The sequence below is a fragment of the Nitrosospira sp. Nsp18 genome (assembly GCF_900103145.1).
In the GTDB taxonomy this organism is placed as follows: domain Bacteria; phylum Pseudomonadota; class Gammaproteobacteria; order Burkholderiales; family Nitrosomonadaceae; genus Nitrosospira.
Genome location: NZ_FMWY01000005.1, coordinates 63,310 through 86,812, shown reverse-complemented (window position 1 = coordinate 86,812; position 23,503 = coordinate 63,310). Strand labels below are relative to the sequence as shown.

Genomic DNA, 23,503 nt, shown 5'->3' with positions numbered 1-23,503 from the left:
CACTGCGGGCACGCAGTATTCTGTAGAAACGTGATGCGAGACGAATCGATCAGCTCTTCATACGGGTGATTTTCGCCACTTCGGGAATACGCCTCAAGCTGCGCATCACTTGCGCCAGATGATGGCGGTTGCGGACCTGCAACATGAAATTCATGGTTGTGTACGTACCCTTTCCTTCATCTTCGTCCATAGCGACATTGTCAATATTGGATCCGGCCTCGGCGATTGCGGCGGCTACTCTCGCCAGCACGCCACGTTGATCGGCCACCATCACCTTGATGCTGACCTCGAACTGCTTGCTGATATCCTTGCCCCAAGCCACGTCCAGCCAGTTTTCCGAGTTACCGCGGTTTTTTAAAGCGGCCGGACAGTCATGGGTATGAATCACCAGCCCTTGATCTTTTTTGATAAAGCCAACAATGGAATCCCCCGGGATGGGGCGGCAGCATTTCGCAAACTGCACTGCCATGCCTTCAGTCCCAAGTATGGTGATGACACCTCCAGTCCCGCTCGGGCCGGAGGCGGATTCTCCCGGAACCGCCAGCCGCCTGGCAATTACCGCCGGCAAATGCTTGCCCAGCCCCATATCCGCCAGTAAATCCGTCTTGGACTTAGCCCCGCTCTCACGCGTCAGTTTTTCCCACTGCGCCGCACTTATCGTTTCGGGATCGACCTTGAGCGAAATTAAAGCTTGATTCAGCAAGCGCTCCCCCAGTTTGGCCGACTCTTCATATTGCATGGTCTTGAGAAAGCGGCGAATATGCGAGCGTGCCTTGCCCGTGCCTACGTAATTAAGCCAGGCAGGATTGGGTTTTGCATGTGATGCAGTCACGATTTCCACGCGGTCGCCGCTTCGGAGCATGGTGCGCAACGGCGCGTTTTCGCCGTTTATTTTTGCCGCCACGCAGCAATTGCCGATGTCGGTATGCACCGCATAGGCGAAGTCCACCGCGGTGGATTCTTTAGGTAGCGCCAATATCTTGCCTTGGGGCGTAAATACGTAGACCTCTCCGGGAAACAGGTCAACTTTGAGATGCTCCAGGAATTCCAGTGAATCGGTAGAATCGCTAAGCGTCTCCAACAGGCTCTGCAACCACTGGTGGGTTTTCATGTGCAGGTCGTTAAGATCTGCATCCGTGCTCTTGTAGAGCCAGTGAGACGCGACGCCTGCCTCGGCGATTCGGTGCATTTCGGGGGTGCGAATTTGCACTTCGATGGGCGTGCCGTAGGGTCCCCACAAGGTGTTGTGCAACGACTGATAGCCATTTCCCTTGGGAATGGCGATATAGTCCTTGAATTTTCCAGGGATGGGATTGTAGAGGCTATGCAATGCGCCCAGCGCGATATAACACGAGGGCACGTCTTTGACGATGACACGAAAACCGTAGATATCGAGGATCTCGGAGAATGTGAGGTGCTTTTCCACCATTTTCGTGTAGATACTATAGAGCTGCTTTTCTCGCCCCGTCACCTCGGCATCCAGCCCTGCCACTTTAAGACGCTGCTTGATCGTATCCAGGATTTTCGTCACCATTTCCCGGCGATTACCGCGGGCTGCCTTGGTGGCATTGGCCAGAACGCGGTAGCGCGTCGGGAACAGGTAACGGAAACTTAAATCCTGCAGCTCATGATAGATATTGTTGAGTCCCAGCCGATTGGCGATAGGGGCATAGATTTCCATGGTTTCGCGTGCGATACGGCGCCGTTTCTCGGGCCGCATCGCTTCCAGCGTGCGCATGTTGTGCAACCGATCCGCCAATTTGATAAGTATGACGCGCACGTCCCGCGCCATGGCCAACAGCATTTTGCGGAAATTCTCCGCCTGTGCATCCGCATGGGTCTGGAATTCGATCTTGTCGAGCTTCGAGACGCCATCCACCAGTTCCGCAACCGATTTGCCGAATCTATTACTGATCTCGGCTTTGGAGACATGCGTATCCTCCATCACATCGTGCAGTAGCGCGGCAGCCAGCGTCTGGGTGTCCAGGCGTAATTTGCCGAGTATGCTGGCTACCGCCAGCGGATGAGAGATATAGGGTTCACCGGATTTTCGGAATTGCCCGGAGTGGGCACTTTGGCTGAAAAGGTACGCGTTCTCAAGTTCGGAAACATCCTCTCGCTTAAGATAGCTCGACAGTTCACGAAAAAGGAAATTCGCCTCAGGCAAGGTAGCAGAAGAATCCGGCAGACCTCGTGCTCGCATCGTCGTTTCCTTAATTTCCCTGTTATACCCGTACAGTTTTTTTCAGGACGGCATCACCTTCACATGACAATCTACAATTCTTTTTCTACAAACGCTTATCAGTGTATTCAAGCAGGCTTTTTATAAGAAAGCCCAAGCCGTTCAAAAATCAAATGGGACCCGTTGTGAGAAGTTCAATTCCCACCCTTCCTTGTGCAAGTTCGCGCAATGCAATGACGGTGGGTTTATCCCGCGCAGACTCCACCATGGGGGTACCCCCCACTGAAAGCTGTCTTGCGCGAACGGTCGCGACCAACGTCATATCGAAGCGGTTGGGAATTCTTTTCAAACAATCGTCAACGGTAATACGCGCCATGATCTTGCCTCTGCTAATGTATAGTATAGAAATTGAAGTATAGAATGCCCCACCAACTAAAGGCAACCTGCGAAAGAGAAGTGTAGCGCACCAGCCATTCGACCGGACGTTGGAATTATCGTCGCTTATGGAAAAGGCGTTCTGCCGAGTTGCGCCATCAGACCATGGTGGCGGGCAAGCTGTTTTGTCATTCTCAAGCGCTCGGCCTGTACAATGCACTTCAAATCCTGCAATGCCCTGTCCAGCCTGTCATTGATAATAACATAGTCATACTCGCCGGCATGGCTGATTTCGTCGCGGGCCGCAGCCAGACGCCGCCCTATCGCTTCGAGGCTATCCTGAGCCCGCTGCCTCAAACGCATTTCCAACACTTCGAGCGAAGGGGGCAGAATAAAAATTCTCACTGCCTGAGGAAAAGCCTCCCGTACCTGATGGGCACCCTGGCTATCGATTTCCAGCAGAACGTCGCGTCCTGAAGCTATGGTTTCGTTGATCCATCGTTTTGAAGTGCCATAGAAATTTCCGTAAACTTGCGCACTTTCCAGAAATTCGTCCTGTTTCAGCCTCTGCTCAAAAACCTCCCGGCGTATAAAATGATAGTCTCGGCCGTCGATTTCTTCAGGACGCGCGGGCCGCGAGGTGTATGAAATTGACAGGCTCAGGTCGATACCGGTTTGAAGCAGGGCTTTAACCAGGCTGGTTTTTCCAGCACCTGATGGAGCGCTGATAATATATAAATCACCCGGCGTTATGGTCATGTTGAAGTTAGCCCTACAGTATTAACGCACGGTATCACCCGCCAGTTTGCTGGTTGCGGTGTTTCCCTCTTTCCGGCTTTATTAGCGGAGCGCTGTCGCTTGATTATTAAGTGTGCCGCCAAAGTTTAACAGCTTCGGCTCATTCCAACCAAGCCAACTGGCACGGTAGTCCACTCAATGCCATTAATGCGTACGAACCCAGCGCACAATATCCTGAGTTGTCAAAGCGCCGGCCTGCCGCGCTACTTCATGTCCGTCTTTAAACAGAATCAAAGTAGGGATGCTGCGGATGCTGTATTGCGTACCCAACACTTGCTCGGTATCAGTGTTCACCTTGGCTACACGGACAAGCGGCTCCAGCATCGCCGCGGCTTGCACGAAGGCTGGGGCCATCATCTTGCATGGCCCGCACCATGGCGCCCAGAAATCCACCACCAACGGTATATCGTTGTGGTCAAGGTGCCGTGCGAATGTGGCCGTGGTGAGCTCTACCGGATGGCTCGTGAACAAAGGCTGGTGACACTGCCCACAATTGGGTTTCTGGTCGAGCCGCGCAGTCGGCACACGATTGATGGCTTGACAGTGAGGGCACACGAGATGAGAGGAGTCGCTCATGGAGTTCGTATATCGCAGTGATTGGTTATTTGATCAGGTGAGGGCAGTTCGTCCGACTTCAAATGTCATTTTTCTACGTCCGGCCTTTTTTGATTCACGTGAGCTGACAACTTAAACTCCATGCCCAACTCTTGGAGCGGCTGCAAAAATACTATCTCCGAGATAACCCCTCTTTGCTTTGGGACAAACCTCCAATATATCTCTGTGACTTAGCGCACGGATATCAGTCGTGAAAAGGTAAATGATATGGGATGCTCTATCTCTATATTGAAGGGGAACGCCATGAATAGTATAACTTCCTGGATTGTTTATATTGTAATACTTGTTACCGGTTTGGGCGTTCTGGGAATAGGTTGGGTATAAGTCATCGCCTCGGACCCATAAAGGCCTTGGAGTACTGCTTGGGGCTAATTCAGGAAGAAAGCCAGAGACTTTAACGCCCGTCTCATCCATGCTTATAAAACAAAGATAATGTGAAGTGTCGCTTGACCTCCCTCTACCTAAGCTAATATCGACTTTCTACACATAGTGAGTAGTCACGGTCCACGGGGGTAGAGGGACAGACTTTTGATACCCCTTTCCAGCATGAGCCGTTGATCAAGATGCTCATCAAAAATACTCAGCAGGCACTTTTATAAGGCAGTTATCCGTGCGAGTTTCAGCCGGGCCCATCTAATATTATCACTCAATATTCTGGACCTGCTCACGCATTTGCTCGATTAGAACCTTGAGTTCGATGGCAATTTTGGACACTTCCGCATCTACCGATTTTGAACCCACCGTATTGGCTTCGCGGTTGAGTTCCTGCATCAAGAAATCCAGTCGCTTGCCGATTGCGCCGCCTTTGCGCAAAACCCGTTCCACTTCTTCAAAATGGGCCTGCAGGCGGGACAGTTCCTCGTCTACATCGATTTTGCTGGCAAATAGTGTCAGCTCTTGCCGGATACGTTCATCATCGCAATTTATCATGGCATCGCGCAAACGGGCTTTGACCTTTTCCTGAAACGCCACAAGCAAGGCAGGTATACGCGGCGCTACTTCTGCTGCCAGGGAGCGCATCCTGGAGAGGCGTTCAAGCAGGATGACTTTAAGTTTTTCGCCTTCGCGGGCACGTGCGGCGGCCAACTCATGCAGGGCGGCGCCCAGTAATTCCAGGCAAGGTTCGCGCAAGCTCTCTGCCGGCATTGAATTGGCCCTCAACATTCCGGGCCAGCGAAGAATATCCGCTACCTCGAGCCCATGGGCGTCGGGTAGCGCAGCCCTGACGGTACGGTTCAGCTCAAGTAGTTTTTGCAACAGGTCAGCGTTGATGTGCTGCAGATCTTCGGTACTTGTGATTCCGGAAAAGCTTACGCGGCATTCGATTTTTCCACGACTCAGCCGAGCGGTCAGAAATTCACGCATCGTCACTTCCAGCAAGCGTAATTCGTCGGGCAGGCGGAACTGGATATCCAGATAGCGGTTATTAACCGAGCGCAGCTCCAGATTCAGTGAACCTTGGGGCAATTCGCGGGCAACCACGGCATAACCGGTCATGCTGTAGATCGTCGCTAACTCATCCACTGACAGGTCCTGATAGGTTAAAATAGAGGGCGATGGGAATTATCGCACATGATCGTCGCAGATATGCAGGACGAGTTTGCACCCTTATCCCACAATTGTTACCGATTAGCTGATCAAATGATTGTGGTTCCGTTCGACGGCACGCCGCCGTTATAAGATCATTTAGAGATTTATTACAACCATGCGCCCCAGTAATCGCACGCCGGCTCAACTTCGTCCGGTTCAAATTACCCGCCATTACACCAAACATGCTGAAGGTGCGGTGCTGATCGAGTGTGGCGATACCAGGATATTATGTACAGCCAGCCTGGATGAGAAAGTGCCCCCGTTTCTACGTGGCAAAGGGCAGGGCTGGCTCACTGCGGAATATGGCATGCTGCCACGTTCCACTAACGAGCGCATGCAGCGCGAAGCAGCCAAGGGAAAGCAATCCGGGCGCACCATGGAAATCCAGCGCCTCATCGGGCGCGCATTGCGTTCAGTAATGGATTTGACAAAATTGGGCGAGCGCACTATCCAGATCGATTGCGATGTCATCCAGGCCGACGGCGGCACACGCACGGCCAGTATTACCGGAGCTTTTGTCGCGCTGCATGATGCGGTAGAAAAACTCCTACACCAGCAGTTGATAGAAACGACGCCGATACTCGGTCATGTTGCAGCGGTCTCGGTTGGCATGTACGAGGGCGTGCCAGTGCTTGATCTTGATTATCTTGAAGACTCCCGCTGCGACACTGACATGAACGTCGTCATGACTGGCGACTCTGGTCTGGTGGAAATGCAGGGGACTGCGGAAGGAGTTCCGTTCAGCCGCCACGACCTGGACGCCATGGTAGACCTGGCGCAGCAGGGGATACAGGAATTGATCGCAATTCAAAAAGCGGTATTGGCCGCTCGATAAAGAGCTGATATGCAAAAACTGGTAATCGCCAGCAGTAATTCCGGTAAGTTGCGGGAAATCGGCCAACTGCTGAAGCCGCTGGGGATTGAGGTATTGCCCCAGTCTGTATTCAATGTCGCTGAATCGGAAGAGCCGTATTCCACTTTCATCGAAAATGCCCTCGTCAAGGCACGTCATGCCAGCAGATGCACCGGACTGCCAGCTCTGGCGGATGATTCAGGTATTTGCATGAACGCCTTAAATGGCAAACCGGGCATTTTATCGGCACGATACGCGGGAGAGCCCAGGTCAGACGAGCGAAATAATCAGAAGCTGGTCGATGTGTTGACAGACCAGGCCGATCGCAAAGCTCACTATTACTGCGTGATTGTGCTCTTGCGCCACCCCGACGATCCGCAACCCCTTATTGCCGATGGAACCTGGCATGGTGAATTCATGCTCAGCCCGCGCGGGACCGGCGGATTTGGGTACGATCCTTACTTTTTTCTGCCGGGCCTTGGCAAAACTGCTGCGGAACTTCCCGCAGAGCAAAAAAATCGAATTAGCCATCGCGGTAAGGCACTGGCTCGGCTCGTTAAAAGAATCAGCGAAGAAACGCTCTGAGCCCAGCAGCGTCTGGTACCGGCGAAAAGAGAGAGGAGCGATTAATCCGAACAAAGCAAACCGTTGTTGGTCTGATTGGAATTCTGGGTCAAATCCCAAGATGACGAAATTCACATTATCTTCTTGCAAGACCGATTATTTCAATCATCGCTGAAACGATATTTTCTTTTGCTTGTCATCTCTCCCATTAGTCATGACAACAATTATTTCTCCTGCACTCATATTGGGTTCTCAGTCGCCGAAACTGAAATCGCTGCCCCCGCTAAGCCTGTACATTCACATCCCATGGTGCATGAAAAAATGCCCCTATTGCGATTTCAACTCTCATGAGGTTCGCGATCAGGATGGCGTGCCCGAGGCTGAGTATGTGGCGGCGCTTATTCGTGATCTGGAAGCGGCATTACCCCAAGTTTGGGGACGCAAGGTGGTCAGCGTATTTTTCGGCGGTGGCACGCCCAGCCTGTTTGGTGCCCGGTCCATAGACGAAATCCTCGGTGCCGTGCGGGCCTTGCTGCCACTCGAACTTTTCGCCGAGGTGACGCTGGAAGCCAATCCCGGCACTTTCGAGGCGCAAAAATTCGCCGATTTTCGCGCGGCCGGGATTAATCGCTTATCCGTCGGTATCCAGAGCTTCAACCCCAGACATCTTAAATCTCTGGGCCGAATACACGACGACAACGATGCGCAGCGAGCCGTTGAGATCGCCCGGAATAATTTCGACAATGTGAATCTCGATCTGATGTACGGCCTGCCGAACCAGACGCTGGAGGAAGCCCGCAACGATATCGAGACCGCGGCCAAGTGTGGCGTTGCCCACATCTCGGCCTATCATCTGACGCTGGAACCCAACACGCTGTTTCATCGCTATCCGCCGCCATTGCCCGACGATGATCTGGCTGCGGAAATGCAGATAATGGTCGAGCAAACACTTGCGCAGGAAGGCTATGTCAACTATGAAACGTCAGCGTTCGCCCAACCTGGCCGAGAGTCCCATCACAACATGAACTATTGGTTGTTCGGCGATTATCTTGGGATTGGGGCAGGCGCGCATAGCAAGATAAGCTTTGCCGACAAGATTGTGCGCCAGATGCGCTACAAGCAACCCAGGGAGTACCTCGTCAAAACCGCCCAAGCCACGCCGGATGCCGGCCCGCCTGTCATGGAACAGCATGAAGTAGGGCGGAAAGACCGTGGGTTTGAATTCATGATGAACGCGCTACGTCTTACGAAAGGCTTTGCCACGGAAATGTTCACGGAGCGTACCGGCCTGCCCATCACCCGCATACAACGCCAGCTTGACGAGGCCGAGCAACGAGGCCTGATTACGCGCGATTATCGGCGCATTGCGCCTACGCTCACCGGCAGGCGCTTCTTGAATGATCTGTTGCAAATCTTCCTTCCCGAGAAAAGCAACGACTAGCCCGGATGTTTCATAAATTCGCGTGATGATTGCGTAGAATTTTGTTTTGTAGGGAGATTTCGTGAAAAAGTGGCGTAGTTATTCATACGCCCGACTGAATAAAATTTTCATACGAAACAAAAGACCAGCGAGGGCGCGCGTCAATTTATGAAACATCCGGGCTAGGTATAGCTCGTTATTTTTTTCGGAATATCAAATCCCACACTCCGTGCCCTAACCGCAAACCACGCTGTTCGAATTTGGTCAAAGGCCGGTATTCCGGACGTGATGAATAATCAACAACGGTATTGGCCAACTGCGGTTCACTGCGCAATACCTGTAATATTTGGTCCGCATATTCCTTCCAATCGGTCGCGGCGTGGATATAACCGCCGGGCTTCAGATGCCGGCACAGCAGCGCAACAAATTCCGGTTGTATCAACCGGCGTTTGTGGTGGCGGGCTTTGGGCCAAGGGTCGGGGAAAAAGATGTGCACACCGTCCAGGCATTCCGGTGGCAACGCGTGTTGCAGCACTTCCACCACGTCATGCTGGACAATGCGTATATTCGTCAGCCCAAGCTCTTCGATTTGCTTGAGCAAGCTACCGACGCCGGGTGTGTGAACCTCAACGGCGAGATAATCGTTCTGTGGATGCGCCTTGGCGATAACGGCCGTAGTCTCACCCATGCCGAAGCCGATTTCCAGGAACCTGGGCGCGCTCCTGCCGAAGATGGTTTCGAGATCGAGCAGGCTTGCCGGAGGCCTTCCGGTGAACGGAACGCCGTATAGGGGCATCAACGTTTCGTGAGCGCGACGCTGCGCATTCGAGACACGACCCTGACGGAGAACAAAGCTTCGGATGGGACGATGCTCTGCCATTTATATAGAATCTGAAAAACCGGCAGTGATCAGGATTTGTCTCTGTCTTTTTGCTGATGGCTGCCGGCAATGGTCCCCTCGACTGGCGAACTGGGACTGGCATTGTAAAGCTTCTTGGTCATGCGTCCAGCCAGATAGGCTTCGCGACCCGCTTCTACCGCTTTTTTCATGGCGGAAGCCATCAGTACCGGATTGCGCGCGGCAGCAATTGCAGTGTTCATCAGAACACCGTCGCAGCCTAGCTCCATAGCAATAGCCGCGTCCGAAGCCGTGCCGACACCCGCATCCACTATTACCGGAACATTGGCATTTTCTATTATGATTTGCAAATTCCAAGGGTTAAGAATACCCATGCCGGAACCGATCAGCGAGGCCAACGGCATCACCGCCACACAGCCGATTTCTTCCAGTTGCCTGGCTGCGATAGGATCATCCGAGGTATAAACCATTACCTGGAAACCTTCCTTTATCAAAATTTCGGCAGCTTTTAGGGTTTCCATCATGTTGGGGTAGAGGGTTTTCGGATCACCCAGCACCTCCAGCTTTACCAGCGTGTGGCCATCCAGCAATTCGCGCGCAAGGCGCAAGGTGCGCACGGCGTCTTCCACCGTGTAGCATCCGGCTGTGTTGGGCAACAAGGTATATTGGGATGGTGGCAGCACGTCCAGCAGGTTTGGCTCATCGGGGTTCTGGCCTAGATTGGTCCTGCGAATCGCTACCGTTATAATTTCCGCACCGCTGGCATCAACCGCTGCGCGAGTCTCGTCAAAATCCTTGTATTTTCCAGTGCCTACCAGAAGTCTGGAAGAGTAAGCCTTGCCAGCAATGATGATATTGTCCACCCTTAGCCCCCACCTACGGCCACGACGATTTCAAGCTGATCGCCTTCCGCCAGGATGGGCTGGTCGAACTTGCTGCGAGGGATGATTTCGCCATTTCGCTCTATGGCGATACGCTTGCCCTGCAATCCCATGTGCTCCAGCAATTGTGTTACGTTCAGCGCCACAGCATCTGTGTCCCGAGTTCCTGTTTCCGCAGGCGAGACGGGAAAGCGCTGGGGTTGACCATTAACGATAAGTTGTATCATTTTTAAAAGTCGCTTGAAGCGGATACGCTGGGATTAACTGTGACTTGGCTTGAGCAATAACGTTCTTTTTAATGCAGGTCTAATGCAGATCTAGCAGGTTTAATGCAGATTATACGGTGGAGCAGCCTCATAGTCGACAATGAGGACTTCTATACGTTCGTTTTTGACTTACCCTGCCTTTACCTCGACAGCTTACACCCGAGAATGCGCTTTTCCCGAGAATCGGCATTGAATATTTGCCGGTATCTCAACGACTACAGTTGATGCTTGATCAAGAAACCGATTATAGGGACGCCATGGCTATGTATAGCGTTTTTGTCATTCCATCTTACTACTATAGCGGCTATGACGACGTTTCCATCGTATAATTCTCCCATGAAGCGGGTGTAGCTCAATGGCAGAGCAGAAGCTTCCCAAGCTTACGACGAGGGTTCGATTCCCTTCACCCGCTCCACCTTTCCCGGCCTATGAACCGTTATCCCAGATATGTTTTAATCATATTTTCCGTTACCCTGACGATTGCGCTGCCCGGTCTTGCCATATATATTGCCGCGACCTTCGACCCTAACGCCTACAAGCCTCAGATCATCCAGTTAGTGAAGGAGAAAAATCAGCGCGACCTCAAGCTCGATGGCGATATCAAGCTCACGTTTTTTCCCAGGCTCGGCGCGGAGATCAATGGCCTTTCGCTGAGCGAATATCAAAATGACGAAGAGTTTGCCTCTGCGGAGAACATTCTGGTATCTCTCGCGTTTTTGCCCTTGCTCAGGAAGCAACTGGAACTGGATGAGATCGTGGTAACGGGACTGAAAGCCAATCTGATCCGTTTTACGGATGGGCATACGAATATTGATGATTTGCTCGTTAAAAGCGACGAGGCGAAACAATTCAAATTCGATGTTGGTCGCGTTCGCGCGGAAAAAAGTACGCTCATTTTTCGCGACGAAGTCAGCCATAAGCAGTATATATTCGGGGACCTCAATCTCAAGGCTGACAAGATCGATGTCAGGTCCAGTTCGGTGGATGATGTTATTCGCAGCAAACTGAAATTGACGTTCAGGATGAATCAACCTGAACAGCCTGAGATCGACCAGGCCATCAGGCTGTCATTTGATTTAACGCTGGATGCAGCCAATCAATATTACGCCGTGAGTGGCCTGAACCTTGAGAGCAAGGGAACAATTAACGGGATCAGTCACCTCGTGATTAATTCCACCGGTGATTTCTCCGCGCGCTTTGCTGCTGCTGGCGCGGTTGGCGACGAGTTCACGGTCACAGGGCTGACTCTCGGCATGACTGGAATAAGTGGGGGAAATAACCTCGATATGCAGTTGGACGCACCGCGATTAAGCTTGAATGGAAAAAAAGTAGCCAGTGAGGGAATCGTTGCGGTGCTGAAAATTATCGGATCTGGGGGTAACACCAATGGTAATTTTTCTCTTTCAGGCGTGAACGGTACGATAAGCGATTTCAGGAGCAGCGCGCTAACGGTTGAGCTGGAATCACACAAAAAGGAGAGAGTCGTCAAGGCCATGCTTGCCTCTCCGCTCGCCGGCAGCGTGACTGCTCAGCAGCTGGACTTGCCGGATTTGGTGGCCACTATTGATGCCGACAGCTTCGGCGCGTCGGATGGGCTCCGTGGTAACCTGAAGGGTAGCGCTTCAGTGGATGGCTTGGCCCAAAATGCACAGGTGCAGTTTAATGGCAGACTGGGGGGCAGCGATATCAAAGGGAATTTGGAAGCAAGCGGTTTAACTCCGGGCTTACCTCAGCCCGTTCTCAATTTTTCGGTGGATATCGGCCAGCTTGATCTGGATCGCTTTCTGACGCCCCAGCAAAAGCAGCAGGGGGCAAGGAAGTTTACAAAAAAAGTTGCGAGCGGAAAACGTGTGGATGAACCGATCGACTTATCCTTATTAGATGATCTGCAGGATTTGAATATCCAGGGTTCGATCCGGATCGGCGTACTGAAAGCCGCTAACGTCACGTCGTCCGGTGTGAAGCTGGATATCAGGACCGGTCAGTATCGGGACCCTCATTGAACTCTTTTGCCACAAAGCTGATCCACTGGCAAAAAGATCATGGCCGCCACCACCTGCCTTGGCAGAACACCCGCGACCCGTATGCGATTTGGCTGTCTGAAATCATGCTGCAACAAACGCAGGTGAGTACGGTTATTCCTTACTACCTGCGCTTCCTGCAATGCTTCCCCGATATTAGAAGCCTTGCTTCGGCATCCCTCGATGATGTGCTGGCGCAATGGAGCGGGCTCGGTTATTACTCGCGCGGAAGAAATCTGCATCGGACTGCGTGTCTGATTATCGCAGACCATAAAGGCGTCTTTCCTCGAGACGTGGAAGTGATCCGGCAACTGCCCGGCATTGGACGCTCTACTGCTGCCGCAATTACCGTTTTTGCTTATGGGCAACAATGCGCGATACTCGACGGTAACGTCAAGCGTATTTTTACTCGCTACTTCGGAATCGATGGCTATACCGGAGAGAAAAAGAACGAGATCCTACTGTGGCGAAAAGCTGAGGAATTGCTGCCCGGCGAAGACGAGAGCAACGCCAAAAACGGGATAGAAGCTTATACCCAGGCGCTGATGGATCTCGGCGCCACGATTTGCACTCGCGGCAAGCCCAAATGTTCGTCATGCCCGTTGCTACGGGGTTGCATCGCGTTCCGGGATAACCGGACGGATAAGCTCCCGGTTCCGAGGCCGAGAAAGTCGCTACCGGAGCGGGAGACGGCGGTCCTGATGCTGATAAAGCAGGGGCGGATTTTTCTGGAAAAACGCCCGGCCGTGGGAATTTGGAGCAATTTATGGTGCCTGCCGGAAATGACGGCAAGCGAAAATGCAAGCGAACATTGCATGCGGCGTTTTGGCATGAAAGTAGAACCACTGGCGCAGATGCAGCCGTTCGATCATACCTTTACTCACTTCAGGCTGCGAATTCATCCACAGCCACTGCAGGTGGTTTCATGTCCCTCAGCCTTAACGGCGGACGGGAGCGAAAGCTGGATAACGTTTGATGACGCACTGAAGGCAGCCATTCCTTCCCCCGTCAGAAAACTGCTCATGCAATACGCTGCCCGTGATCATCACATACCCGTCGAAAAGCAGTTGTAATGGAAGGAAACCAGGTGCCGCCTTCGCAGATAGCTCATTCAGAATGATGGATAACTGGCAAGAGTGGAGAAAGCAGCAGCGCGCCGAGTTGATGATCCGCAGGGAATGCGTTACGGAAGAGGAGCGCTACCGCTGGAGTACGGCGATCACAGCTTTGCTGGAGCAGGGCTTTCCATCCTTGCAGCAAAACGTTGTAGGGTTTTGCTGGCCTCATCGTGGCGAATATGATCCGCGCCCCCTAATGGATTTTATTCGGGAACGCGGTGCGACGCTTGCACTGCCCGAAGTAGTGAATAAAAAGGAACCGCTGCGTTTTCGCAAGTGGTGGCCAGATGCGCCGATGAAAAGGGGAGCCTATGACATTCCGGTACCGGATAACACCTGCCTGGTAACGGTGGGCGCGCTGGTGATCCCAATGATAGGCTTCGACGAACTGGGCTTCAGGCTGGGATATGGCGGCGGTTATTTCGATCGTACCTTGATCGCGATCACTCCGCGGCCCTTGGCCATCGGCGTAGCCTTCGAAATTTTGCGGATGCACAGCGCGCATCCGCAACCGCACGATATTCCAATGGATTTTATTGTAACCGAGGCCGGAATTTATCGGGTAGCGACAACCGGCCTGATGTTAATTTCTCCCGAGGAATGCGCGGCAGAGACACTTCGGTAGGCTCATAACCAGCGATGACATTCAGCCCGCAACGCTGCGCGCAAGCTTATGCATATTTTCCATATGGGTTGAAGAAGACGATGCGTCGCTCGTACCGGAATGAGCTTGCGCTTTCTCCTTCCTCTTCAGAAGCCCTACACATCAAACTCCCTGTGCCGTACCAAAACCTGGTTGTTTCCGCAAAAATATCGCGCCAACCGTTCGGCGAAATAAACCGAGCGATGACGTCCGCCGGTGCAACCGATACTCACAGTCAGGTAATTGCGATTGTCGCGGACGAAGCAGGGTAGCCAGTCATCCACAAATCGCTTGATGTCCTCAAACATTTTATTGACGCTGGCTTGTGCATCAAGGTATTCAATTACCGCGCCATCTTTTCCGGTAAGAGGCCGCAAAAGCGCCTCGTAATGCGGATTGGGAAGACAACGTATATCGAATACCATGTCGGAATCCAGAGGAATGCCATGCTTGAAGCCGAAGGATTGGAACAGAAGAGTCAGGGATGCATGATCCAGACCTACAAAATCCCTTATCCATGCGCGCAATGAACTGGCGCTCAAATCGCTAGTATCGATGCGGTTCGCGAGATCGTGTATGTCACGCAGCATTTCGCGTTCCAGCTCTATACTTTCCCGCAAAGTCGAGTGGTTATCGCTGAGTGGGTGGCGGCGTCGGGTTTCCGAAAAACGCTTTACCAGCGTATCGGTTTTAGTTTCAAGGAACAGCAGGTGCACTTCCATTCCCTGCCGCCTTAGATCGGCCAAGCGTTGCGGCAACAGATGCAAGGTTTCGCGGCTCCTGGCATCGATACTGACCGCTACGCGCTGGTGTCCGGATTCCTTCAAATACACCGTCACTTCCGGCAGCAGGTTTGCTGGAAGATTGTCCACGCAATAGTAGCCGCTATCCTCGAGAACGGTAAGGGCGATACTCTTGCCGGAACCGGAAAGGCCGCTAATGACGATCAGCTGCATTTCTCGAATACAAAGGGAGAATTAATGGTTCCCGCCCTGCAATTCAAAGTTCATTTTCATGCTTTTGACCATTTTCCATTTCCTGTTGATGTCGCGCAAAGAATTCCTGGGCGCTATCAATACCACGAAGTTGCAGAACATAATTGCGTACTGCCGCTTCTACCAGCACGGCCAGATTTCGTCCAGCGGCAACCGGGATGATAACCTTGCGGATATTGACGTCCAGGACGCTTTCAGTAACATCGTTGATCGGCAGTCGTTCCATCGCGTTGAAATCAGTGCTGCTCGGTTTTTGCAAATGCACGATGAGCTTCATGTTTTTTTTCCGGCGTACCGCGGTCTCGCCAAAAATAGTTCGAATGTTCAGCATCCCCAGTCCGCGCACTTCAAGAAAATCACGCAATATCGGAGGACAGCATCCTTCCAGCGTTTCTGGCGCAATTCTATAAAGTTCCACGACATCATCGGCAACGAGCCCATGGCCCCGGCTCACGAGTTCCAGCGCCAATTCACTTTTGCCCACGCTGCTTTCACCGGTGATCATTACGCCCATTCCCAGAACGTCCAGCAGTACGCCATGGCGGCTACAGGAGGGCGCAAGGACGCGCCCCAGGTAGGGGCGTAACGTCCAGATCACTTCCAGGCTGGAGTAGGGTGAACAGAAAAGGGGAGTGCGGGTGGCATCTGCCAAGGCTCTTATCGAGTCTGGCACTGAGCAGCCGCCCGCAACGATAATGCACAAGAGGTCGCTTTGTGCGATCTGCTGCATACTCTGTGCCAGGGACTCGGCACCAAGGGTGTTGAGATACTCGGTTTCGGTCTGGCTCAGCACCTGTATCCAGTTAGGATGGATGAAATTGAGGTGACCGATCATTCCCTGTGTCGAGCGGGCAACGGCTTCCGCGTCCAGATACCGGTCGCCACCGTCTTTACCGGCCTCCCAGGTCAGGCTCAGCTTTGACTGCTTATCTTCAAATAGCTGTGTAACGTTAAATCGAGGCATTCTGGCTTGAACCATCTTCCAGGTGATAGGACCGGGGAACAACGCTTCCGCTTATCTTGCAGTGCTAAAGTCCTGATGGAGTCGATTATTCAGGCTGTTCGACATCCCGATTCTTTAACACACCGATATTACGATGGCTTTCATTTTTTTCCTTGTGCTTGAGTATCTGGCGATCAAGCTTATCCACCAGGTTATCGATGGAAACGTACATATCGGAACCGTCGGCCTCGACAAAAATGTCCTTGCCTGGCACATGGACATTTGCTTCAGCCTTTTGCCTGAGCTTTTCCACCGATAGAATCACGTTGATATCGATAACGTAGTCGACATGACGCATAACCCGGATCAGCCTTGAAGTAACGTAATCGCGCATCGCAGGGGTAATTTCTATGTGATGACCGGTAAGGTTGAGATTCATCCTTTCTCCTTGGCTTGGATTAAAATGATTTGCGAAGATTAACGGGGGGAATTTGTATGGATTCCCGATATTTTGCCACGGTACGGCGGGCAACCATAATTCCCTGCTGCCCCAGAATTTCTGAAATCTGGCTATCGCTCAGCGGCTTCTGCGCATTTTCGGCGTTTATCATTTGCTTGATCAGAGCACGAATTGCGGTGGCGGAACAGGCGCCGCCGGTGTCGGTCGCTACATGACTGCCAAAGAAATACTTTAATTCGAATATGCCCCGTGGCGTCCGCATGAATTTTTGTGTCGTTACCCGCGAAATCGTAGATTCATGCAAGTCAAGCGTATCCGCAATTTCCCGCAATACCATGGGGCGCATGGCGACCGCGCCATGCTCAAAAAACTGTTGCTGGCGTTCGACAACTGCCGAGGATACCTTGAGTATCGTGCTGAAACGCTGATGTACGTTCTTGATGAGCCATTTCGCCTCATTCAGATGGCCCGATAGGCCTCGTGCGGAATCATCATGAGAACGTTTCAGGATATCAGCATAGAGCCGGTTGATTTTCAGGCGGGGCATTGCCTCAGGATTAAGGCTGGCCGCCCAAGAACCGCTGATCTTTGTCACAATGACGTCGGGTATGATGTAACGGGCGACTGCGGAACTGAATGCCATGCCGGGCCTCGGGTTCAACCGGGTAATCAGTTGCTGAATCGATCGCAGACATTCATCATCACAGTGCAGCAGCTTTTTAATGGCGGCGAAATCCCGGGATGCCAGACTTTCAAGATCGTCGTTCACCAGTTGCAACGCCTGATCCAGGTAAGGAGTACATTCCGGCAACGCATGCAATTGCATGAGCAGGCATTCCCTGAGGCTACGCGCCCCAATGCCGGGAGGATCCATGCGTTGCAACTGTTCCAGAGCATTGTGAAGATCGTCGATGTCTATCGCGAGCTCGGGCGGCAACAGTTCAACGAGCTCTTCAAGATCCTGTGCAAGATAGCCGTCGTCATCCAGGCTATCGATCAGTAAACCAACGATTCTCCTGCCGCGCTCCGGGATCTGGCTAAGGCTTAGCTGCAGGTTAAGATGCTCACGCAAGCTGGGCGGTTCTGCCGCCTGTTGCTGAAAATCCCGCTCGTCGTCGTCATCCCGCGTGTTGCGAACGGCTCTATCGTCCGAGAACCAGTCTGATTCATCAGTCATCTTTCTCGTATCGGAGCTGTCCTCGATAGGAAGCAATGTCGCACCGGCTTCATCCGGAATCTCAATCAGATCCGATAAGGGCTCCGCCCGAATATCGATGGGCATATTCCGATAATCGATGATATCGCTGCCAATATGATCGTCAAGCTCCAGGAGGGGATTTTCTTGAACCATACGTTCTATTTCCTGGTTCAACTCGACCGTGGAAAGCTGTAGCAGCCGTATGGATTGTTGCAATTGCGGAGTAAGCGTCAAGTGCTGTGACAGCTTAAACTGGAGAGTAGGCTTCATAATTTGGAATACCCACGGTAAGGCAAGATTCGTGCGGACCGAATCTTTTTCACAGCTTGAAATGTTCCCCCAGATATACTTTTCTCACATTTTCATTATAGATGATTTCCTCAGGATTTCCGCTAGCCAGGACCTTTCCTTCACTGATGATATAGGCGTGATCACAAATTCCTAACGTTTCCCTGACATTATGGTCTGTAATGAGCACACCGATGCCACGCTCCTTGAGGAACCCGATAATTTTCTGGATATCCAGCACAGCAATAGGATCCACACCCGCAAACGGCTCATCCAACAGGATAAAGCGCGGCTGCGTTGCAAGCGCGCGCGCGATTTCGACACGGCGGCGCTCGCCCCCGGATAAGCTGATTGCCGGATTGGTCCGTATGTGACTGATGTGCAGATCATGCAGCAAATCGTCGAGATGCTGCTGCATTTCATCGCGCGTATAATTTTTCAGTTCCAGTACTGCCCGAATATTATCGGCTACGGACAGCCGCCTGAAAATTGAAGCCTCCTGTGGCAAATAGCTTAAGCCAAGGCGCGCACGCAGGTGCATAGGCATCTGGCTTAAATCGCCATCGTCCAAGGATATGTTGCCCCCATCCAGCGGCACCAACCCTACCATCATGTAAAAACAGGTGGTCTTGCCTGCGCCATTGGGGCCCAGCAGGCCGACCACTTCACCGCTGCTGACAGAAAGTGAAACATCTTGCACCACCGTCCGGGATTTATATCGCTTTTTTAAATTAACGGCTTTTAATTCGCTCATTTTTTTGGAATCGGGGCGTTGGTCGATTTCATTCATCTTTTTCAGCGGCTGGTTTCGGCTCCTTCTTCTTCGGCTGGATAACCAACCTCACTCTCCCCTCGGAATGGCTCTGAGCGCTCGTATCGTTGTTCCCGGTCACCTGAAAAAACTCATTCAGTGCATCGTAAGAAATATAATCGCCATGTACTTCGTCCTGACCACGTCTCAGTCTCGCCTTCTTGAAGAGCTGCACCTTATCCGCCTTGGCGTCATATTCCATGCGCTCGCTCCAACCCTCGACGTACTCGTCCTTGCCATCGCGCTTTTGACGGAAACTGGCAAGATTACCGAAAGCCGTGGCGTGCTGAAAACCGTTGGCGTCTTCTTTTACCGTCATCTTGTCAGCGCGAATAATCAGCGTGCCCTGCGTGAGGACTACATTACCAATGAAAGTAGCAAGCTTGTTGGCATCCTGGACAGTGGCCCGGTCAGACTCCAGATGAACCGGCTTATCGCTATCCGCCCGCTCCGCCAGTACCGGTCCTGTAAACAGCAGGGAAGCAAAAAATATAGTAAAAAATATCCCGCCCCGTCCGATGTTCGCAGCGGCTGCCGTCGAATTCGCATGGCGCTTGCCGAGGGCTTCCCTAGCGTGCATTGTCATGAATAACTCTTACGCGTGAGAACAACTGGATGATATTGGTGCGGCTGTTCATTTCCATGCCGACTGCGTTGATAACAGATTTTTTTTCGGTAATAACCACGGGCTTATCGGTTTTGGCGATGTCATCATCGGGAATCAAGTGCAACAAACTGGTCGTCATGGTTGTCTCGCTCCGGCCTTTGGCAGCGTTCCTCAATACCATAACGTTACCCGTGAGATAAATGTCTTCGTTGTTGCTGGACATCTTCGCTTTATCCGCTTTTATCTGCAGTGCCGGCTTACCGGGTTCGGTGTTGATAAAAAGGGGTTGTTCCAGATCAGTAGTATCGTCGTCCGGGTAATGGATCATTTCCTTCGCTACAAGCATCTGGCGCGCAAAACCATCCTGATCCGTGCGAATGGCCGAGAAGTTTTCCACCATGTAATCGGGGGTACGGCCAATTTCGTTATCTTGTGCTGGAGAAGGCGTTCGTACCGACTGGCTCAGCCAGAATAACAGCGCCGCGAGCAGAGCGAGTAGAATGAGAGGAAGCCCGGAATACAGGCGGGCGATCATTTAAGGTACATCGCCAATTGAGCGTTCAACGTGTCCTGCGCCTGCATGACCCTTTCGCATACCTCGCGGACTGCACCGCGCCCGCCCTCAAGACGCGTAACGTAATGCGCATGCTTCTTCACCAGAGAAGGCGCTGCAGGGACAGAGAAAGCAAGACCGCAACGTAACATCACCGGTAAATCTATCAGGTCATCCCCCATATACGCACAAGCCGAAGCATCCAGCTCCTGTTCCTCCAGCAGGGTCTCGAATACAGGCAATTTAGTTTTTGCCCCCTGATAAACGACGGTCACGCCCCAATCTTTTGCCTTCAGTTCGACGCAGCGCGATTTTCTGCCAGTGATCAGCGCGATTTTGACGCCGCTCGCCTTGAGCATTTTCAGACCATGGCCATCATGGCTATTGAATGCCTTGATCTCCTCGCCGCCATCTGTGAGGAAGAGAGTACCATCGGTAAGGACTCCGTCCACATCGAAGATAGCCATACGTATCTTCCTGGCCCTTTCCTGTATGTGTTGCATCAATATTACAACGGCCGATTGCCCGGCCGACCTGGATAAATAATTAGTTTTTTTTGATGTGTAACAAGTTGCGTACCGCCATCAAGATTCATATAAGCCGGAATCTTGCAATGCGTTCTCCCTGCCTCCCTTCTCCTGGCCGTCGCGGCATATAACATTTGTCCAAGCCATCCTGTTGGGATAGATGGCGCGCACGAAGAAGAAGATCTGGATGAAGACTTCTCGCCCCAGATAATTCTGCCAATAAATATTCTGGAATCAAATGGATGCTAGAGGCACAGGAACGTGGCAAACGAGCAGTCACCTCAGCGACAGCTTGCCATATTCTGACGGGGGATAAACATCTCGCACTGAGAATAAAATTATTCCCGATAAGAGCCGATCCAAATAAACCGCCCGAGCCCTTTATCTTTCAGTCCTGCGAAAGCGACAAGAAAGCGAAAACGCAGATGCAATAATATGACAACAATGAAGCGGGACGGTTCGCCGGATAACGCCGGCATCGCACCGCTACGCTCGCCCGATCAAGATGTTTGCCGGTGAAAAAAAGTTCCAGTTCCTGGCTGCGATTAATTTTTAGGCAACGGAAACACTACCGACTCAACCACGCCGCTCAATTCCTCTACGACCACGTCTCTTCCTGCTTGTCCTGCTCCTATCTGTCTTAGCCGTGAAATTACCTCCTGCACCAACACTTCCGGCGCCGAGGCGCCAGCGGTGATACCGATCTGGTCTTTTCCTTCCAGCCACTTCTCCTGCAATTGCTCGGCACGATCTATCATATAAGCGTCAACGCCGGCATTTCTCGCGACTTCACACAAGCGGTTAGAGTTAGAGCTGTTGGGTGAGCCGACAACGATGACGAGATCACACTGCTTGACCATCATTTTCACTGCATCCTGGCGATTTTGCGTCGCATAGCAGATGTCGTCTTTTTTTGGCCCGGTAATTTTTGGAAAGCGTTTTTTCAAGGCCTTGATCACTCGCGTTGCGTCATCCACCGACAAGGTCGTCTGGGTAACGTAGGCCAGATGAGTCGGGTCTTTGACCAGTAAATTCTCGACATCCTCTTCTGTCTCCACCAGGTACATGCAAGGACCGTCTCCTTCGGCCTGGCCCATCGTGCCCTCAACCTCCGGATGACCCGCGTGGCCGATCATGATAATTTCTCTCCCTTGCTCCCGCATCTTTGCCACTTCAATATGAACTTTGGTCACCAGCGGACAGGTGGCATCGAACACTTTGAACTGTTGCGCCTCGGCTTCTCGTCGCACTTCGTGAGAGACCCCATGCGCACTGAAAATCAGAATACTGCCAACGGGTACTTCGTCGAGATTCTCGACAAATACAGCTCCCTTTTTTTCCAGGTTCTCCACCACGAAACGGTTGTGCACCACCTCGTGGCGCACATAAATCGGCGCACCATGCATTGTCAACGCACGTTCGACAATTTCGATTGCGCGATCGACGCCAGCGCAGAACCCGCGGGGGTTAGCAAGTAATACCTTGATCATTATTCATTCTCCATAAAAACGATTCCATCAACTGGCCGTTGTCGGCGATATCGTTTGTTGTTCAGCGTTCATTTATGGCACATACGCGGACGCATGCGCGGATAGGGAAATCGGTAACCCATGCAAAAAGCCGGACCCTTATTTTAACAGCCTGTCGGACTTGAAGGAAATCGGCTGCAAAAGCGTCTGGCCGGTTCATATTTCGCCGCTTTTTCGGCCAATAGAATAACCATTGGCCTTCAAAACCCTCAAAATCTGCCATCGCCCAATCACTTTTTCGCTTCGATTCTTCAAGCCCGACAGGCTGCCAGAGCATTCATATAATTCCTCAAGATAACTTTCTGTCAATGAAATCCGGCTCCATTTGTATTAAGCGTTTGAAAACCTGCGCGTATCATTGACCGTTCATCATTTTGCCGCATCATCTTTTTTTCCCGGCTTGACCGGACGCTCTCCAGCTGCGCACACACGGTTTTCGCAGCCTGCAATATACGAACTGTCTGGCGATGCAAGAGATCCGGGTGCACGAAAAACAAATGATCGCTTCGGACAGCCTGAATATGCGGGAATCGACGAAACAGCGCCTCTACCCCCGTTTCAGCCGGCCCCAGCGGTACACTGCTGATGATGGCATGGGGATCGGCTTCCAGCAGGTTTTCCGCAGATATCACAGGCGTTAACGAAGACGCGGACTCGAAAATATTGACGCCGCCACAAATGTTGATGATATCGCTGATGACGTGTTTACCGTTTACCGTCATCAGCGGCTGATGCCAGATTAACTGAAATACGCTAATTTTACGCCGGTCGCCATAATTACGCTTGATTTGCTGCAATTCCTCTTCATAAGCGCTTGCCGCAGGTTCCGCTTGCGCTGCCGTTCCCGTCAACTTGCCGATTGTCCGCAACAGCCGCGGAATGTCTTCCAGTCTGGTTGCCTCGGCGGCAAAAACGGTCAAGCCTAATTTCTCCAGTTTCTCGATATCCGACCGCCCATTACCGCTACGCCATGCAATCACGAGATCTGGCTTGAGCGTAATGATTCTCTCCAGATCAAGACTGGAAGAATCGCCTACGTCAGGAACAGACTTGGCCGCGTCGGGAAAATCGCTGTAGCGGCTGGCGCCTACGAGTTTATCGCCAACGCCGGCTGAGAACACCAGTTCAGTGATATTCGGGGAAAGCGAGACGATACGGCTGGCGAATCGATCCAGGCGGATATCGTGTCCTCGATCATCGACCAGGCTGATTGGGAAAGGGGAGGACGCAGAAAGCGACGAGGTTTTCTCTGCAGCTTGAACAACGCCAGCGATACCGATACCGATAGAAGGCGACACCCACACCGGAAACACAAGCAGCAGTATTAAAACATTATGCCGTATTTGTTTACGGAATTTGCGGGACATGGGAACTAGAAGTGAGCAGGCTTCCGAAGCGGAGCTCACA

The 23,503-nt window shown here is 52.1% G+C and carries 24 protein-coding genes and 1 tRNA gene; 7 read left to right on the top strand and 18 right to left on the bottom strand.

The genetic code is table 11. From position 1 onward, the window contains the following. Positions 1–49: 49 nt before the first annotated feature. From BLS94_RS03685 to BLS94_RS03665, 5 genes are all read right to left on the bottom strand, one after another. Positions 50–2,203, bottom strand: coding sequence for a RelA/SpoT family protein (locus BLS94_RS03685; protein ID WP_090957807.1), 2,154 nt, complete (start codon positions 2,201–2,203; stop codon positions 50–52). 148 nt (positions 2,204–2,351) lie between these two features. Continuing rightward, entirely contained in the window at positions 2,352–2,558 is a 207-nt protein-coding gene (gene rpoZ / locus BLS94_RS03680) for a DNA-directed RNA polymerase subunit omega (RefSeq protein WP_072768722.1), read from the bottom strand. A 125-nt stretch (positions 2,559–2,683) separates the two neighbouring features. Beyond that, on the bottom strand, positions 2,684–3,316 hold the full coding sequence (gmk, locus tag BLS94_RS03675; RefSeq protein ID WP_072768723.1) for a guanylate kinase: 633 nt from the start codon (positions 3,314–3,316) through the stop codon (positions 2,684–2,686). 183 nt (positions 3,317–3,499) lie between these two features. Beyond that, the gene (gene trxC, locus BLS94_RS03670) at positions 3,500–3,931 is read right to left on the bottom strand and encodes a thioredoxin TrxC (RefSeq protein WP_090957806.1); all 432 of its coding nucleotides are present in this window, start codon (positions 3,929–3,931) and stop codon (positions 3,500–3,502) included. Positions 3,932–4,612: 681 nt separating this feature from the next. Continuing rightward, a complete protein-coding gene (locus BLS94_RS03665) occupies positions 4,613–5,467 on the bottom strand; it encodes a YicC/YloC family endoribonuclease (RefSeq protein ID WP_090957805.1) in 855 nt (284 codons plus the stop codon). A gap of 208 nt (positions 5,468–5,675) precedes the next feature. Between BLS94_RS03665 and rph the strand changes: the two genes are divergently transcribed. The 3 genes from rph (at position 5,676) to hemW (ending at position 8,418) form a co-directional block, all read left to right on the top strand. Continuing rightward, positions 5,676–6,395 carry a ribonuclease PH gene (rph, locus tag BLS94_RS03660; protein ID WP_072768726.1) on the top strand — a complete coding sequence of 240 codons (720 nt, stop codon included), beginning with the start codon at positions 5,676–5,678 and terminating at the stop codon, positions 6,393–6,395. A 9-nt stretch (positions 6,396–6,404) separates the two neighbouring features. Next, positions 6,405–6,998: an RdgB/HAM1 family non-canonical purine NTP pyrophosphatase gene (gene rdgB / locus BLS94_RS03655; RefSeq protein ID WP_072768727.1), complete on the top strand. Its 594-nt coding sequence runs from the start codon at positions 6,405–6,407 to the stop codon at positions 6,996–6,998. 193 nt (positions 6,999–7,191) lie between these two features. Further along, positions 7,192–8,418: a radical SAM family heme chaperone HemW gene (hemW, locus tag BLS94_RS03650; RefSeq protein WP_090957804.1), complete on the top strand. Its 1,227-nt coding sequence runs from the start codon at positions 7,192–7,194 to the stop codon at positions 8,416–8,418. A gap of 175 nt (positions 8,419–8,593) precedes the next feature. Here the strand turns inward: hemW and trmB are convergent, their stop codons facing one another. Genes trmB through thiS form a run of 3 tightly spaced genes read right to left on the bottom strand, consistent with a single transcriptional unit; the run spans position 8,594 to position 10,364 of the window. Next, complete coding sequence (gene trmB / locus BLS94_RS03645) at positions 8,594–9,277, bottom strand: tRNA (guanosine(46)-N7)-methyltransferase TrmB (protein WP_090957803.1); 684 nt, start codon at positions 9,275–9,277, stop codon at positions 8,594–8,596. A 29-nt stretch (positions 9,278–9,306) separates the two neighbouring features. Beyond that, positions 9,307–10,119 (bottom strand): thiazole synthase, encoded by an 813-nt coding sequence (locus tag BLS94_RS03640; RefSeq protein WP_090957802.1) that lies wholly within the window; start codon positions 10,117–10,119, stop codon positions 9,307–9,309. Positions 10,120–10,121: 2 nt separating this feature from the next. Continuing rightward, positions 10,122–10,364 (bottom strand): sulfur carrier protein ThiS, encoded by a 243-nt coding sequence (thiS, locus tag BLS94_RS03635; RefSeq protein ID WP_090957801.1) that lies wholly within the window; start codon positions 10,362–10,364, stop codon positions 10,122–10,124. A gap of 380 nt (positions 10,365–10,744) precedes the next feature. Between thiS and BLS94_RS03630 the strand changes: the two genes are divergently transcribed. From BLS94_RS03630 to BLS94_RS03615, 4 genes are all read left to right on the top strand, one after another. Continuing rightward, positions 10,745–10,818 (top strand) — tRNA-Gly (locus BLS94_RS03630). A 13-nt stretch (positions 10,819–10,831) separates the two neighbouring features. Next, complete coding sequence (locus BLS94_RS03625) at positions 10,832–12,406, top strand: AsmA family protein (RefSeq protein ID WP_090957800.1); 1,575 nt, start codon at positions 10,832–10,834, stop codon at positions 12,404–12,406. After that, positions 12,403–13,497 carry an A/G-specific adenine glycosylase gene (gene mutY, locus BLS94_RS03620; protein WP_090957799.1) on the top strand — a complete coding sequence of 365 codons (1,095 nt, stop codon included), beginning with the start codon at positions 12,403–12,405 and terminating at the stop codon, positions 13,495–13,497. Before BLS94_RS03625 ends, mutY begins: the two co-directional genes overlap by 4 nt. A gap of 46 nt (positions 13,498–13,543) precedes the next feature. After that, the gene (locus BLS94_RS03615; protein WP_090957864.1) at positions 13,544–14,167 is read left to right on the top strand and encodes a 5-formyltetrahydrofolate cyclo-ligase; all 624 of its coding nucleotides are present in this window, start codon (positions 13,544–13,546) and stop codon (positions 14,165–14,167) included. A 134-nt stretch (positions 14,168–14,301) separates the two neighbouring features. On the opposite strand, the gene rapZ is transcribed toward BLS94_RS03615, so the two are convergent. The 10 genes from rapZ to BLS94_RS03560 form a co-directional block, all read right to left on the bottom strand. Next, on the bottom strand, positions 14,302–15,141 hold the full coding sequence (gene rapZ / locus BLS94_RS03610) for an RNase adapter RapZ (protein ID WP_072768734.1): 840 nt from the start codon (positions 15,139–15,141) through the stop codon (positions 14,302–14,304). Positions 15,142–15,184: 43 nt separating this feature from the next. Further along, positions 15,185–16,144, bottom strand: coding sequence for an HPr(Ser) kinase/phosphatase (gene hprK / locus BLS94_RS03605; protein WP_072768735.1), 960 nt, complete (start codon positions 16,142–16,144; stop codon positions 15,185–15,187). 85 nt (positions 16,145–16,229) lie between these two features. Then, positions 16,230–16,562 (bottom strand): ribosome hibernation-promoting factor, HPF/YfiA family, encoded by a 333-nt coding sequence (gene hpf, locus BLS94_RS03600; protein ID WP_090957798.1) that lies wholly within the window; start codon positions 16,560–16,562, stop codon positions 16,230–16,232. A 19-nt stretch (positions 16,563–16,581) separates the two neighbouring features. Further along, the gene (locus tag BLS94_RS03595; RefSeq protein WP_090957797.1) at positions 16,582–18,051 is read right to left on the bottom strand and encodes an RNA polymerase factor sigma-54; all 1,470 of its coding nucleotides are present in this window, start codon (positions 18,049–18,051) and stop codon (positions 16,582–16,584) included. Positions 18,052–18,100: 49 nt separating this feature from the next. After that, positions 18,101–18,823 carry an LPS export ABC transporter ATP-binding protein gene (lptB, locus tag BLS94_RS03590; protein ID WP_090957863.1) on the bottom strand — a complete coding sequence of 241 codons (723 nt, stop codon included), beginning with the start codon at positions 18,821–18,823 and terminating at the stop codon, positions 18,101–18,103. A gap of 28 nt (positions 18,824–18,851) precedes the next feature. Beyond that, the gene (gene lptA / locus BLS94_RS03585; RefSeq protein ID WP_256325275.1) at positions 18,852–19,466 is read right to left on the bottom strand and encodes a lipopolysaccharide transport periplasmic protein LptA; all 615 of its coding nucleotides are present in this window, start codon (positions 19,464–19,466) and stop codon (positions 18,852–18,854) included. Then, positions 19,450–20,022 carry an LPS export ABC transporter periplasmic protein LptC gene (gene lptC, locus BLS94_RS03580; RefSeq protein WP_072768738.1) on the bottom strand — a complete coding sequence of 191 codons (573 nt, stop codon included), beginning with the start codon at positions 20,020–20,022 and terminating at the stop codon, positions 19,450–19,452. The genes lptA and lptC overlap by 17 nt, the downstream gene beginning before the upstream one ends. Next, entirely contained in the window at positions 20,019–20,543 is a 525-nt protein-coding gene (locus BLS94_RS03575; protein WP_072768739.1) for a KdsC family phosphatase, read from the bottom strand. The genes lptC and BLS94_RS03575 overlap by 4 nt, the downstream gene beginning before the upstream one ends. 569 nt (positions 20,544–21,112) lie before the next feature. Beyond that, entirely contained in the window at positions 21,113–22,057 is a 945-nt protein-coding gene (gene ispH / locus BLS94_RS03570) for a 4-hydroxy-3-methylbut-2-enyl diphosphate reductase (RefSeq protein ID WP_072768740.1), read from the bottom strand. Between the two features lie 344 nt (positions 22,058–22,401). Beyond that, on the bottom strand, positions 22,402–23,463 hold the full coding sequence (locus BLS94_RS03560; RefSeq protein WP_256325274.1) for a cobalamin-binding protein: 1,062 nt from the start codon (positions 23,461–23,463) through the stop codon (positions 22,402–22,404). Positions 23,464–23,503: the final 40 nt, after the last annotated feature.

Excerpts from the sequence above, each read along its gene's own strand:
- BLS94_RS03685 (WP_090957807.1), bottom strand. The coding sequence starts at position 2,203 with ATGCGAGCACGAGGTCTGCCGGATTCTTCTGCTACCTTGCCTGAGGCG.
- rpoZ (WP_072768722.1), bottom strand. The coding sequence starts at position 2,558 with ATGGCGCGTATTACCGTTGACGATTGTTTGAAAAGAATTCCCAACCGC.
- gmk (WP_072768723.1), bottom strand. The coding sequence starts at position 3,316 with ATGACCATAACGCCGGGTGATTTATATATTATCAGCGCTCCATCAGGT.
- trxC (WP_090957806.1), bottom strand. The coding sequence starts at position 3,931 with ATGAGCGACTCCTCTCATCTCGTGTGCCCTCACTGTCAAGCCATCAAT.
- BLS94_RS03665 (WP_090957805.1), bottom strand. The coding sequence starts at position 5,467 with ATGACCGGTTATGCCGTGGTTGCCCGCGAATTGCCCCAAGGTTCACTG.
- rph (WP_072768726.1), top strand. The coding sequence starts at position 5,676 with ATGCGCCCCAGTAATCGCACGCCGGCTCAACTTCGTCCGGTTCAAATT.
- rdgB (WP_072768727.1), top strand. The coding sequence starts at position 6,405 with ATGCAAAAACTGGTAATCGCCAGCAGTAATTCCGGTAAGTTGCGGGAA.
- hemW (WP_090957804.1), top strand. The coding sequence starts at position 7,192 with ATGACAACAATTATTTCTCCTGCACTCATATTGGGTTCTCAGTCGCCG.
- trmB (WP_090957803.1), bottom strand. The coding sequence starts at position 9,277 with ATGGCAGAGCATCGTCCCATCCGAAGCTTTGTTCTCCGTCAGGGTCGT.
- thiS (WP_090957801.1), bottom strand. The coding sequence starts at position 10,364 with ATGATACAACTTATCGTTAATGGTCAACCCCAGCGCTTTCCCGTCTCG.
- BLS94_RS03625 (WP_090957800.1), top strand. The coding sequence starts at position 10,832 with ATGAACCGTTATCCCAGATATGTTTTAATCATATTTTCCGTTACCCTG.
- BLS94_RS03615 (WP_090957864.1), top strand. The coding sequence starts at position 13,544 with ATGGATAACTGGCAAGAGTGGAGAAAGCAGCAGCGCGCCGAGTTGATG.
- rapZ (WP_072768734.1), bottom strand. The coding sequence starts at position 15,141 with ATGCAGCTGATCGTCATTAGCGGCCTTTCCGGTTCCGGCAAGAGTATC.
- hprK (WP_072768735.1), bottom strand. The coding sequence starts at position 16,144 with ATGCCTCGATTTAACGTTACACAGCTATTTGAAGATAAGCAGTCAAAG.
- hpf (WP_090957798.1), bottom strand. The coding sequence starts at position 16,562 with ATGAATCTCAACCTTACCGGTCATCACATAGAAATTACCCCTGCGATG.
- BLS94_RS03595 (WP_090957797.1), bottom strand. The coding sequence starts at position 18,051 with ATGAAGCCTACTCTCCAGTTTAAGCTGTCACAGCACTTGACGCTTACT.
- lptB (WP_090957863.1), bottom strand. The coding sequence starts at position 18,823 with ATGAGCGAATTAAAAGCCGTTAATTTAAAAAAGCGATATAAATCCCGG.
- lptA (WP_256325275.1), bottom strand. The coding sequence starts at position 19,466 with ATGACAATGCACGCTAGGGAAGCCCTCGGCAAGCGCCATGCGAATTCG.
- lptC (WP_072768738.1), bottom strand. The coding sequence starts at position 20,022 with ATGATCGCCCGCCTGTATTCCGGGCTTCCTCTCATTCTACTCGCTCTG.
- BLS94_RS03575 (WP_072768739.1), bottom strand. The coding sequence starts at position 20,543 with ATGCAACACATACAGGAAAGGGCCAGGAAGATACGTATGGCTATCTTC.
- ispH (WP_072768740.1), bottom strand. The coding sequence starts at position 22,057 with ATGATCAAGGTATTACTTGCTAACCCCCGCGGGTTCTGCGCTGGCGTC.
- BLS94_RS03560 (WP_256325274.1), bottom strand. The coding sequence starts at position 23,463 with ATGTCCCGCAAATTCCGTAAACAAATACGGCATAATGTTTTAATACTG.